Annotated in this window: 6 protein-coding genes; 5 read left to right on the top strand and 1 reads right to left on the bottom strand. The window is 61.9% G+C overall.

The annotated features are described in order from the left end of the window. Positions 1–109: 109 nt before the first annotated feature. The 5 genes from BLR69_RS27260 to BLR69_RS27245 all read left to right on the top strand — a co-directional run bounded on the left by BLR69_RS27260 (position 110) and on the right by BLR69_RS27245 (position 12,121). Entirely contained in the window at positions 110–2,362 is a 2,253-nt protein-coding gene (locus BLR69_RS27260) for a glycoside hydrolase family 3 N-terminal domain-containing protein (RefSeq protein WP_071492702.1), read from the top strand. Positions 2,363–2,444: 82 nt separating this feature from the next. Further along, positions 2,445–4,064: an FMN-binding glutamate synthase family protein gene (locus tag BLR69_RS27255; RefSeq protein ID WP_071492703.1), complete on the top strand. Its 1,620-nt coding sequence runs from the start codon at positions 2,445–2,447 to the stop codon at positions 4,062–4,064. Between the two features lie 67 nt (positions 4,065–4,131). Beyond that, positions 4,132–4,272: a hypothetical protein gene (locus BLR69_RS30975; RefSeq protein ID WP_166794325.1), complete on the top strand. Its 141-nt coding sequence runs from the start codon at positions 4,132–4,134 to the stop codon at positions 4,270–4,272. Between the two features lie 132 nt (positions 4,273–4,404). Next, complete coding sequence (locus BLR69_RS27250) at positions 4,405–5,532, top strand: OpgC family protein (RefSeq protein ID WP_071492704.1); 1,128 nt, start codon at positions 4,405–4,407, stop codon at positions 5,530–5,532. 64 nt (positions 5,533–5,596) lie between these two features. Continuing rightward, positions 5,597–12,121 (top strand): NEL-type E3 ubiquitin ligase domain-containing protein, encoded by a 6,525-nt coding sequence (locus BLR69_RS27245; RefSeq protein ID WP_071492705.1) that lies wholly within the window; start codon positions 5,597–5,599, stop codon positions 12,119–12,121. 3 nt (positions 12,122–12,124) lie between these two features. Here the strand turns inward: BLR69_RS27245 and BLR69_RS27240 are convergent, their stop codons facing one another. After that, positions 12,125–13,543 carry an amino acid permease gene (locus tag BLR69_RS27240; protein WP_071492706.1) on the bottom strand — a complete coding sequence of 473 codons (1,419 nt, stop codon included), beginning with the start codon at positions 13,541–13,543 and terminating at the stop codon, positions 12,125–12,127. Positions 13,544–13,821: the final 278 nt, after the last annotated feature.

Raw genomic sequence — 13,821 nt, 5'->3', positions numbered from 1 at the left:
CCCAAACGAGAACCGATTGCAATAAGCATAGACCTGTCAGAACTCACAGTAGACGTTGTTAGCTGCTAGCCAGACACTCCACGTAAACCCACTGCCTCGGAACGCACGCATGGAGCGTCGACTGCTGATCCTGCTGCTGACTTACCTGCCGTTGGTGGCGATGGCACAGGATGATGGGGTCGAGCACCTACTGGCGCAGATGACCCTTGAAGAAAAGGTGGGCCAACTGACGATGTTGCACATAGTGGACACCCCTGACGGGGCCATCATTAATCTGCAAAGCCAGAAACACCTGGCGATGACTGATGTTGGCGCAGTGATAGGCGCCGGCGGTGCAGAAAAAACCCGTCAATTGCAGCGTCTGGTGGTGGAAGGCTCGCGACTGCATATTCCTTTGCTGTTTTCTCTAGACGTCATTCACGGTTTTTGCACAATGTTCCCGGTACCCCTTGCCGAAGCCAGTGCCTGGGAGCCTGATCTCACCCAGCGCACCGCGCATGCCGCCGCAGTGGAGGCGACGGCCAGTGGCGTGCATTGGACGTTGGCGCCGATGATCGATATCACTCGCGACCCACGTTGGGGACGCGTGGTGGAGGGCTCGGGAGAAGACCCGTTTTTGGGCTCGGCTATGACGAGGGCGCGAATCAAGGGTTTTCATGGGGACGGGCCGACCAGTACGGCGTTCATGTTAACCACCGCGAAACATTTCGTGGCATACGGCGCTGCCGAAGCAGGACGCGACTACAACACCGTAGACCTGTCGCAACGCACGCTGTGGGAAGTCTACCTGCCACCCTTTCAGGCCGCCGTTCAGGCAAGCGTCGATGCCATCATGCCGGCTTTCAACGAACTTGAGGGGCTGCCGATGGCCAGCAACCAGGCACTGCTTGACGGTGTGCTGCGTCGGCGATGGGGGTTTTCGGGAATGATCGTCTCGGACCATGGCGCACTGTCGGAATTGATCACCCATGGCATTGCAGCGACGCCCCTGGACGCGTCACGTCAAGCGATAGGCGCAGGCCTGGAGGTAGAAATGGCCAACCAGTTTTTCAGGCAGAACCTGCCCTATCTGGTGAGAAACGGCCAAGTGTCCATGGCGACCGTGGACAACGCCGTACGCCACGTACTCAAGGCCAAGCAACGGCTGGGCCTGTTCGATGATCCCTATCGCTACAGTGATGCAACCCGGCAACGCTTGCTGTCCCAGACCCCGCAAGCCCGCGCACTTGCCCGAGAAGCCGCACAAAAGTCCATCGTGCTGCTGAAAAATGCCGATTCCTTACTGCCCTTGTCGAAAGATCTTCAAAAGATTCTGGTCGTCGGCAGCCTCGCAACGGATGTCGCTGCCAGCCTGGAAAACTGTATGGCTGCGGAGCGACCCATTGGGGCGATCTCAATTCTGCAAGGCATACAGAACGCCGCCTCCCCCGCCAGTCGAGTGATCTATGTGCCCGGCGCTTCACCGTCAAGCCAGGACACCCAGGGTATTGCAGCGGCACAAAACGCTGCCCAAGAGGCCGATGTGATCGTTGCGGTATTGGGTGAAACCTCAAACATGAGCGGCGAAGCCAACAGCCGTGCCAGCCTGGACCTGCCCGGCGCCCAGAATGCCCTCCTGCGGGCTCTCTTGAAAACCGGGAAGCCCGTAGTCGTTATCCTGATGAATGGGCGCCCACTGGCATTGACCGGCACCGTTGAGCGAGCACCGGCGATCATCGAATCCTGGTTTCTGGGTACTGAAGCAGGTAACGCCGTGGCCGATGTACTATTTGGCGACACAAACCCCAGCGGCAAACTGCCCATGACCTTCCCCCGCAGCGTGGGGCAGGTTCCCATCTACTACGCGCACAAAAACACCGGACGTCCGGTTGTTGACCAGGACGACAGTTGGACATCGCGTTACATCGATCAACCCTCGACCCCGTTATACCCTTTCGGTTTTGGCCTGAGTTACACCACGTTCAGCTACGGCACTCCTCAATTGAGCAACACGCGCCTCGGCTCCAGCCAGCGCTTGACTGTAACGACCAGCGTCACCAATACCGGCTCACGCGCAGGCGATGAAATTGTTCAGTTGTACCTGCGGGACAATGTCGCCAGCGTCACCCGCCCTGTGCGCCAGTTACGCGGCTTTCGCAAAGTGCATTTAAGACCCGGCCAAACCCAGGAGGTGGTTTTCACCCTCGATGAAAATGACTTTGCAGTGCTGGATGCGGATTTTGAGCCAAGGGTGGAAGCCGGCACCTTCACCCTGTTCGTTGGGGGTGATTCAACCACCGACAACCGGGCCCACTTCGAAGTCACTGATAGCCGCAAGCTATCTGTATCAGGCCAGTCCGTCTCATCCAGCGGGTCAAATTGAACATTCCCACAGGTTGTCTAGGGTTTCCTTACAGGCGCAGAATGCCGGACCGACCAAAAGAGTCTGAACCCAAGGAAACCGTATGAGCCTGTCCTTGCTAAGCCGTTACGCCTTCTTTGCCGTGTGCATCATCTTCACCCTCGCCAGTCTCCCCTTTATCGAACACGAATGGCTGTGGCCCATCACGGTGGTCACCGGCGTGTTGAGCCTGATCGGCCTCTTCGATCTGCTGCAAAGCCCCCACGCCGTGCGCCGCAATTACCCGATCCTGGGCAATATCCGTTACCTGGTGGAAGCCATCCGCCCGGAGATCCGCCAGTACCTGCTCGAATCCGACAGCGATGCCCTGCCCTTCTCCCGTGCCCAGCGCTCGCTGGTCTACTCGCGGGCAAAGAACGAAAGCGCCGACAAACCCTTCGGCACCCTGATCGACGTGTACCAGTCGGGCTTCGAATTCATCGGCCACTCCATGCGCCCGGCGCCGCTCAGCGACCCCAGCGCATTTCGCGTGATGGTCGGCGGCCCGCAGTGCACGCAGCCGTACTCGGCATCGGTGTTCAACATCTCGGCGATGAGCTTCGGTTCATTGAGCGCCAACGCGATTCGCGCGCTGAACCAGGGCGCCAAGCTCGGCAACTTCGCCCACGACACCGGCGAAGGCAGCATCAGCCCCTACCACCGCGAAAACGGCGGCGACCTGACCTGGGAACTGGGCAGCGGTTATTTCGGCTGCCGCACCAGCGATGGCCGTTTCGACCCGGAGCGCTTCGCCGTACAGGCGCAGAACCCGCAAGTGCGCATGATCGAAATCAAGATGAGCCAAGGCGCCAAACCTGGCCACGGCGGGATCCTGCCCAAGCACAAGGTCACCCGGGAAATCGCCGACACACGCGGCATCCTGATGGGTGAAGACTGCATCTCGCCGTCGCGCCACAGCGCGTTTTCCACGCCGATCGAACTGATGCAGTTCATCGCCCAACTGCGTGAACTGTCCGGCGGCAAACCGGTGGGCTTCAAGTTCTGCCTGGGTCACCCATGGGAATTCATGGGCATCGCCAAGGCCATGCTCGAAACCGGCATCCTCCCGGACTTTATCGTGGTCGACGGCAAGGAGGGCGGCACCGGCGCCGCGCCGGTGGAATTCACCGACCATATCGGCGTGCCGCTGCGTGAAGGCCTGCTGTTCGTGCATAACACCCTGGTGGGCCTGAACCTGCGCGACAAGATCAAGCTCGGCGCCAGCGGCAAGATCGTCAGCGCGTTCGATATCGCCAGCGTACTGGCCATCGGTGCTGACTGGGCCAACTCGGCACGCGGCTTCATGTTTGCCATCGGCTGCATCCAGTCGCAAAGCTGCCACACCAACAAATGCCCGACCGGCGTGGCGACTCAAGACCCGCTGCGCCAGCGCGCCCTGGTGGTGCCGGACAAGGCCCAGCGCGTGTTCAACTTCCACCGCAACACCCTCAAGGCCCTGGCGGAAATGCTCGCGGCGGCGGGCCTGGAGCATCCGTCGCAACTGTCGGCCAAGCACCTGGTGCGGCGTATGTCGGCGACCGAGATCAAGTTGTTCTCGCAATTGCATGTGTTCCTCAAGCCCGGCGAACTGCTCACAGGGGAAGTGAACGGCGAGTTCTATTCGCGGATGTGGCAGATGGCACGGGCGGATAGTTTCGAACCCCACGAAGCCAGCGCCGCGTAGCATCAAGATAGCGACCCTCACCGCTGAACCGGACCACCGACGGCATCGTTGAAACAAGGAGATTCACATGCCGTTACTAGACTTCGCTGCCATCGCCGGGCAACTGCCGTACAGTTGGAGATCGACGCAGTTGGGCCGGGTGGAAGCGGGTATCGCTCACGCCTTGCTCGGCGGCCGCCATGGCACGCGGGTCATCATTGATGTCTAGAGACATTCAGTAATACCCAACCTTTGCAATTGCTTACAAATACCGCCAACCTGCGCCCGCCCGACGTGCGGCGTACGACAACGCCCACGCTCACCTGTCCTTGTTAAACCTGATATTCAAGAGCCCGTAGCCATGCCTGACGGACGCGACCCACGCATCGATTTTTTTCGGGGCCTGGCGTTGATCTTCATTTTCTGGGATCACGTCCCCCACAACCCTCTCGGCCAGATCACCTTGCGCAACGTCGGTTTCAGCGACGCGGCGGAGGTGTTCGTGTTCCTCGCCGGCTTTGCTGCCGTGCTCGCCTACGGCAAGATCCTGCGGCGCGACGGCTACTGGCTGGCCAGTTTGAAAATCCTGCGCCGCACCTGGGTGCTGTACGTGGTGCATATCTTTTTGCTGGCGCTGCTGATGGGCATCGTGTTCTTTGCCAACAGCCATGTGGAAACCCGCGACCTGGTCGAGGAAATGGGCCTGACACACTTCGTCACCCACCCGCAGCAGGCGCTGACCGACGAACTGCTGCTGCGCTTCAAGCCCAACCTGATGGACCCGCTGCCGCTGTATATCGTGCTGTTGGGCGGCCTGGCGCTGGTGCTGCCGATGATGATGCGCAAGGTAGAGGCCGTGGTGGCCGTGTCGCTGGCGATCTACTTGATGGCGCCGTGGATGGGCTGGAACCTGCGCGCGATTGCCGATGGCGTGTGGTACTTCAACCCGGTCACCTGGCAGTTGCTGTTCGTGCTCGGCGGCGCGGCGGCGGTGTACAGCCAGCGGCCGAAACCGGCGCAGGTACGCCCCTTGTCGCGCCAGCCGCTGTTTGTCGCGTGCGCGCTGTATGTATTGCTGGCTGCGGTGATCACCCTGTCGTGGCGCTGGCCCGAAGTGCACGACGCGTGGATGCCGGCGTGGCTCAGTGACGGGCTGTACCCGATCAGCAAGACCGATTTGTCACCGGTGCGACTCTTGCATTTCCTCGCCCTGGCCTACGTCACGGCGAAGCTGTTGCCCCACCACGGCTGGACGCAGAACCGTGTTGCCACTGAGGTCTGCCGCATGGGCCGCTATTCCCTGGAAGTGTTCTGCCTGGGGGTGGTGCTGGCGCCCTTGGCAGACATGATCAACGCCCTGGCCAACGATGCCGTCGCCATGCAACTGGCCACCGCCGTGGCCGGTGCGCTGTTGATGGTGGGCCTCGCCGTCTGGCTGGACATGCTCAAGCGCCTGGACTCGGCCCACAAGCCCGCGCTACATAGGTAGCGCCCGGTAAAACCGGCAGGGTGATTCCATTTCCTTCCACTTCAACGGTGAAAGGAAATGGTCCATGCCAACCCATCAACTGCTCAACGGTCTGTCGGGCAACCTGCAATCGAGCGACGCCTGGGGCCAACAGCAAGCCCTGGCACAGATCCGGCGCACCCTCACACGCACACTCGACAGCCTCACCCCGGACCAACAGCGCACTTATGTATGGCTGCAACGCGAAGCGCTCCAGGCGCTTACCGCAGTGGAGTCCGAAAACCACAACCTGATCAACACGTTCAAGACCCAGGGGCTGGCCCGATTGCGCGAGCGCATCGGCAATCAGGACCCTCTGCACGTGTTCCTGCACACCCGCTATCTGGAGGAAGTGCAGGCGCCACTGCCCTGGGAACCGCGCACCAGCACCACCAGCCTCTCGCCGAACCTGCGGCGCTTTCGCCGCGCCTACGACGAATGGAAATATCGCTCGCACGTGTCCAGCCTGTCGTTGTGGGAGGCGGCCTGCCTGAATTTCGACTTCGCCACCAGCACACCGCAGCGCTCGGGGACCACCTTCATCGATGCCGCCTACCTGACGGGCAATGAAAACCCACAGCTGACCGTCAAAGCCTTTGTCGACATCGCCCGCGACCTGGACCTCGGTGGGCAACTGGATACCACCCTCAGGGCGACCTTGGGCAAGGACGGAAAACTGCAACGGCTGCTGCACGAGAGCACGCTCGCAAACCTCAGGTTCGAAGCCTTGGAAGCCTACCGGAACCGTGCCGTCACCGGGCTCACCCGGGAACTCTACGACCGCCTGACCCAAGCCATTGATGGCAGTGGCCCGGCACTGGAATTTGAAACACTGGGGATGAGCACCGGTGTCACGCTGCTGCCGGCGGTGCCGTTCGTGCCGTCCGGCGAGACCATCCCGGTGCCCCTGCTGCTGATTCGCGTGGGCAGCCTCGGGGTGGTGTCTTATTTCCCGTTTCGTCCCGGCGGCGCAATGCACTACCACGCGGATGCCAACGCCGCCAACGCCCACTTCATGCAGCAACTCAAGGACGGCCATCGCAAGCACGACCTGGGCTGGTTTTCACGGCAACTGCCGATGACCGAAATGCAGGGGTTCAAACGCCTGGACGCCAGCGAGCAGCGCCCGGAAAACCTGAGTGCCGCGGCGGGCTTCCTGTACGACACCTTCCACCGCCTGTTCCCGGCCAAGACCCTCGACGGCCTGCGCTTCACGCCAGACCCGAAACACGGGCGCACCGAAAGCCTGGCGCAAGCCCTCACCTACCGTCACATCCAGCACTACCAGGCGAATCTCGCGACGTTGGCAACCCGTCGCTCGACCCGTGACCTGCAAGCAGTCATGGCAGGTGCTGCGGCGATCGCCGATGAAATCCTGCAACTATTGCTGACGCCCATGCCCGGCGGCGTCACCGGTTTGAACCGGGTGATGCAGGCGGTGGTATTTGGCAGCCTGACCTACAGCGTCATCATCGGCTTCAACGAAGTCGCCAGAGGCCAGGCCAACGACTTGGCCGCCGCCATGGCAGATGTCGCAGACCTGGCAATCAACGGCCTGCTGATCTCCACGGCCGGCCGGGTGCACCAGCAGCGCATCCAGGGTTTGTTGCAACGCTTGGGCAACCCGCAGAAGCTGACCCGCAGCGACGGTACCGATGTTCTATGGAAACCGGACATCGGCACGTACGCGATCCTTGATCAAAACCTGCTCAACGGGCAGACGCCGAACGCGCAGGGCGTCTACCAGATCAATGGCAGGCAATACGCGTGGTTGAAACATGGCGAACAGCAACGGGTGGTTGAAGTCGACCATGACCCGAAGGCCCTGGGGTTTGTGCTCAAACAGGAAAACGGCAGCAATGCCGCCCCGCCAATCGTGTTCAACCCGGCCCTGCAAGCCTGGACCCTGGACCTGAAGAACGCCCACACCCTGTCGGACATCCAACTGATCGAGCGCATGCTGCCCAATGGTTCAAGCCCGGTGCCCAGGGTGGACATGGACCACATGCTGCGCAGTATCGCGCCCAGCCGCAGCACCCTGGACAGCGTATGGGCCGGAGAGCCGGCGCCCATCAACCTGATCGAAGGGGTCAGGCGCTTGCAGGTCGACCGGGTGATCGACCAGTTGATCAGCGACTTCCACCGACGCGGTTACATGCCGCCCCATGCCGATGGCGCCGTGCTGTGCCTGTTGACGCAAGTGCCTGGGTGGCCCAGCGAGGTATCCATCCAGGTGCATGACGCCCAAGGCGCCCTCATCGAAACCTATGCCGCCACGGACACCCCACCGGCCACAGGCAGCATCACCAAGCTCAAACGCCGCGACGATGGCACCTATATCGCCCTGGACGGCGCCGACACGACGGTCACCTCCCAGGAGCAACTGTTCGAGCTGATCATCGACCAACAGCCTGCAAATTCGCTACTGGGCAGGGAAGGCAGCCCGAACTTGACGCCGGCCCAACGCATTGCGCGTGTGCGGCTGCAAATCAGCGAGTTGGCCCAGGCCCATCGGCTGGCACTGTTCAGTGCCTTGTACCGGTATGCCGGACATGCCCGGCACGAACTGCCCGCCGGGGATGCCGCGCGCGCGTTTATCCCGTTGAAGGTCGCCCCACCGCTGGTGCCCATCACGCCCGTGCTGCGCAAACTGCGCGACAGGTTTGCGCCATTGACCCCGGCCAACCTGGCACAGTTGCTGGAGGAAGTGCCCTTGAACGCGAGCCAGCAGGCCACGTTCCTGCAAAGTGGTACGTTGCCGCAGTCGGTACGTGACCACTTGGACCACCACCGCGCCGCGCTGCGCATCGATGTGGCCCTCGACAGCCTGTACCACCCGCGCGTGTTCCATGCCGACAACGATCAATGGGCCCGGGAGTTTGCCACCAGCCTGCTGCGCGACGTCCTGGATCGACAGTTCGTCGTCACCGAGCTGGCGACCAGCAAGGCCACCCCACGCTATGTATCCACGGGCCCCGACGACACCACGGTCGAGCTGCTGCATTACGGCGAGGGCCGCTATGAAGCCTACGACATGCGCAACGGCGGGCCGATCCCGGTGTCGCCGGCCGTCGACAGTTTCTACCTGGCGATCGGCTCGGTGCTGCAACCCCACGAGCGGCTGAAGCTGGGCATGCAATCAGCCTCTGATGCACGGGGGCTGCGTAACACACTCGGCAATCTGATGAGTGCCCAACGCAGCCCCCGCGGCTATGTCAGCCTGCTCGACCTTTCGCTGCGCCAGTACGAATACGATGGGGTACTGCCAACGGGCGCGCAGCCCAACACCAAGGGTCTCTACGATCTGGACGGGCAACACCTGCTGCCGCTCTACGGCTCGCTGTACCCGATCGAGTTTGACACCCGCGTGTTGAAGTGGCGACTCAAGCATCCCAGCAAGGTCGGCGTCGATACGCCCCTGCTGGAACACAACGGGCGTGGCGCGTGGCGCCTGTCCAGCGAAAACCCGATGGCCTGGAGCGACCATCGCCTGCTCTATCGCCTGGGCGCCCAGGAGTACAACGTCGACGAGCGCACCGCCGCGCGCATCCTCAGAATCACGGGTACGCCTGCTCGCGCGCTGCGCGAGGTGCACAGCACCCACCAGGCACCGCCGCCGTTACTGGAAGACACGTGCAAACGCTTTCGCATCGAGCGCGACATCCTGCACTTTATCCAGGCCATGAGCACCTACTCCGCCACGCAGAATGCCCGGCCTTCCCTGCAGTTGCTGCTCGCCAGCCGCCTGCCCAATTGGCCTGGCAGCCACCGCCTGGAGATCGTCGACAGCGAAGGCACGGTGATTCGCCAATACCCCGCAACGCGCAACCCTTCGGCCGAGACCATACGCCTCACCGAGGCCGAAAGCCGCAGCCGCGAACCGTTGAAAAAGCTGGTACGCAACGATGCGCTGATCCGCGCACTGCTCAGTGAACTGCCGGCCTCCGAGGAGGAGCGTCTGTTCAAACTGGCGAAGAAAATTGCCGAGCATGCCTACCATGAACGCGCGCAATTGTTCGACAACCTGTATGCCCAAAGCGAGCAAGGCGGCAACGTGCTGGAACAGCGCTTCAAATCGCGTTTTCCACACATGCCCCGCAGTGCGGTCACGGCCATCCTCGAACAGGCCAGCCCACAGGAGCTCAAGCAACTGCAGGATCACAGCCAGGTCGGCCTGCGCCTGGCCGAACAGGCCCGGCTCACCACCCATGACGTACGCCTGAACCGCGCCTTCGAGGGCCTCTACCTCAAGACCCTGGCCAACCCCGACAGCGAAAAAATCACCTTGCACCTGCTCAAGGATCTGCCCGGCTGGCCGCCGCAACTGCGCCTGGACATCCACGACGGCAACGCCAACGGTCGCCTGCTGGAAAGCGCGGGCCAGCCTGCTGGCATCGACCGGCGCACACTCGCCCGGTTCAACGGTGGGTTCCACGCCTACGACAAGCAGGGCCGCTTGCTCAATGAGCCTGCCGAGGTCGGCAGCGACTTGCTCAATGCCATCAGCCTGTTGCTGTCAGACGCCGAGTGCAAGGCATTGGGGATCGTCGATGGCGGCGACCTGTCCCCTGTGCAACACACCATCGCCGAACTGGCGCTGAACCAGCGCATCGCTATCAAGGAACTGCTCGGCCTACCCCATATCCCGTATTGGCTGCAACCGCCGATGCGGGTCGACAGTTCATTCATTGCCTATCCGTTCTCGCTGCGGGGGCTCTGGCCGTTCAGTGGGAACCAACCGGTGGACCTGGTGAGCAAGGTGCGCGAACTCTATCCCAGCTTCAGCCAGTTCCGCGCGCAGGAATTGATCGACGGCCTGGGTATGAGTGAACCGGCGGCGTTGATCGAGTTGCAACGGCGCAAGGCCGAATATCAGTCCCTGCAATTCGAATTGCAGCGCTGGATCGAAACACCCCAGGCCGTCGACGACCCAGCCACCGACCCGGTGGGTTGGAACTACGGTGTGCGCCGCCAACTCGCCGACCGCATCCTGCGCGCCTGGCGCCAGGAAAGCCGTGTGGCGTACGACAATGACTCAGGTCTGTTCGACACGCATCAACTGCTGCTGCGCCTGAACGGCAACAGCCTGCCCGACCCTGATTTCATCTTGAGTACCCAGGGTTTCGAGCACATTGAATACCTGCGGATCGACGGCGATATCTTCCCGCCGACAGGCAACGCATTCCTCGGCAAATTCACCGGCCTGACCCACTTGAAGATCGACTGCATGCTCAGTGAACTGCCCACCAGCCTGACCCAGATGACCCAGCTTGAGCACCTGGACTTGCGCGACAACGCGATCGTACTCACAGGCGAGTCCCGCCAGCGGCTGGCCAGCATGACCCGGTTGAACGAACTCCACCTGGATGGCAACCCCCTGGGGCTGACGCCGGATATCTCGCGCATGAGCCGCCTGCGAGTACTGGCGCTGCGCCAGACCAACATTGAACACTGGCCCATCGGCGCCGAAAGCCGCACCAGCCTGCGCCACCTGCTATTGCAGGAAAACCGCTTGACCACGATTCCCGACGCAGTATTTTCCGATGTGCGCATGGGGCCGACCAACCGCAACACCGTCCTGCATGACAACCCCTTGAGCGAGACCACCCTGGCCAGGATCCGCGAGTATCGCCATCGCACCGGGATTGTCATCGGTGGAACGTTGCCGGGTATCTTGCACCAACAGGCCATGTCGATTGACTTCAACCGCTGGCTGGCCGGCGTGCCTGTCGAGCAGCACGCTGCACGACAGACCTTGTGGGAGCAGTTGCGCAACAACGAGGGTGCCAGCCCGGATGACACGTTCCGGGTGCTGCGCGACCTGCCCCAGTCATATGCCTACACCCACAGCCCGGCCAGCCAGCAGGCCCTGACCGAACGGGTCTGGCACCTGCTCGATGCCATGGGGCAATCCACCGAGCTGCGCGAGCGCGTGTTTCTCAACACCTACCTCGAGGGCACCTGCGGCGACGGCGCCATCCTGGCGTTTATCAATATGGAGATCGAACACATCGTCCACCAAGCCCGGTCCCAGGCCGGCAGCAACCAGGCCGACCGTGAACTGCTGAAGTTGGCCAGGCAGCTGTTCTACCTGCGCCAGGTGGACCAATTGGCCGAGAGACACATCCAGACTCTGCGCGAAGCAGGGGTGGAACCGGACGATGCGGAAGTGAAGCTGTACTACCGGCTGCGTTTTCGCGCGCAATTCCAACTGCCGATCCGTCGCGAAGAAATGCTGTATGCGGTGGAGGAATGGGTCGATGAACACGACATCGCTGCTGCCCGTCGTACCCTGGAGGCCCTGAGCAACACCCAGGCGGCGCAGAACTCATTATTGATGGAGGAATTCTGGATCGAGTACCTGGCCCGCAGTTACCCGGAGCCCTTCTCGACCATTGAGAACGTGGTCAGTCACCAATTGAACAGCCTGAACCAGGAGATCCCGGACAAGCGCTCGGAGGCCTATCTGGAACGTCGGCAATCCCTGGTGGATCTGGAGATTGCCGAACGCAATCGCCTGGTGCGCCAGTTGACCGAAGCGGCGCAACTGGCACAACAGCAGGTCAATTGAGCTTCACGCCGAGCGCGTGGCACCCTGGGCGGTGTTCAACGGCTGCACCTTGAACACGTAGAACAACACGGTCAGCAACACCAGGAACGCCGGGCCCACATACAGCGCCACGCGGGTATCCGGGAAGTACGCCATCAGGCCCACCACCAGCACCAGGAACGCCAGGGCCAGGTAGGAACTGACCGGATAAAGCCACATGCGGTACTTGAGCCCTGCCCGTTCGGCGGGGCTCAGGCCTTTGCGGAACTTGAGCTGGGCCAGCAGGATCATCAGCCAGGTCCAGATCGCGCCGAACGTGGCGATGGAGGTGACCCACACAAAGACTTTTTCCGGCACCAGGTAGTTGAGCAATACGCCCAGCAGCAAGGCGAAGATCGACAACAACAGCGCCTTGCGCGGCACGCCGTTGCTGGAGGTCTGGCCGAACGTGGCCGGCGCCTGGCCGTTCTGCGCCAGGCTGTAGAGCATGCGCCCGGTGCTGAAGATACCGCCGTTGCACGACGATAGCGCGGCGGTGATCACCACGAAGTTGATGATGCCGGCGGCGGTCTTGATGCCCAGGCGTTCAAAGGTCATCACGAACGGGCTGCCCTGGGTGCCGATCTCGTTCCACGGGTAGATCGACAGGATCACGAACAGCGCGCCCACGTAGAACAACAGGATGCGCCAGAACACCGAGCCGATGGCGCTGGGAATGGTCTTTTGCGGGTTCTTCGCTTCACCGGCGGTGAGGCCGATCATCTCGACGCCCAGGTAGGCGAACATCACCATCTGCAACGACATCAACACGCCCTGCACGCCGTTGGGCATGAAGCCGCCGTGGGCCCACAGGTTGGAAATCCCCAGGGCCACGCCCTCATTGCCGAAGCCGAAAGCGATGATGCCGACGCCACCGATGACCATGGCAATGATGGTGACGATCTTGATCAAGGCGAACCAGAACTCGAACTCACCGAACGCCTTGACCGCAATCAGGTTGATGGTGCCCATGCTGATCAGCGCCGCCAGGGCCCAGATCCAGCGTGGCGTATCCGGGAACCAGACGCCCATGTACAGCGCCACGGCGGTGATCTCCGCGACGCAGGTCACCAGCCACAAAAACCAGTAGTTCCAACCGGTGAGAAAGCCCGCCAATGGGCCGAGATAGTCTTGGGCATAACGGCTGAACGAACCGGCGACCGGGTTGTGCACGGCCATCTCGCCGAGGGCGCGCATGATCACCAGGATCGCCAGGCCACCGATGATGTACGACAGCATGATCGCCGGGCCGGCCATTTCGATGGCCTTGGCCGAGCCGAGGAACAGGCCGACGCCGATGCAGGCGCCCAGCGCCATCAGGCGGATATGCCGTTCACCGAGTTCGCGTTTGAGCGGGCCGCCTTGAGCGGTCTCGCCATGGGGCAGTGGGTTGCCGACTGGCATAGGGGTACAACCTCATTTTGTTATTGGATTGTCCGTCGAGTCTCCAGGGCGCGGGCCGGTAAGCCTGCGTCCTTGCCGAGACCGGGGCCGCCTCATGGACGTGCCCTTCTTGCCAGGCAAGATCAGCGGGGCGTGCAGTATAAAAAGCCCGGAGCAGGGTCTTTCACTATAAAAGCGAGGCAATTTAGTGGAAGTGCCCGCCGGATTGCAATTTAACAGGAGCATCTGACCTGCATTGAGCGACAAAACGTCGCGTCGGGCAGCGTACTACTCAAGCA

This window comes from Pseudomonas azotoformans, from assembly GCF_900103345.1.
GTDB lineage: Bacteria > Pseudomonadota > Gammaproteobacteria > Pseudomonadales > Pseudomonadaceae > Aquipseudomonas > Aquipseudomonas azotoformans.
This window is presented reverse-complemented; position numbering and strand designations above follow the sequence as displayed.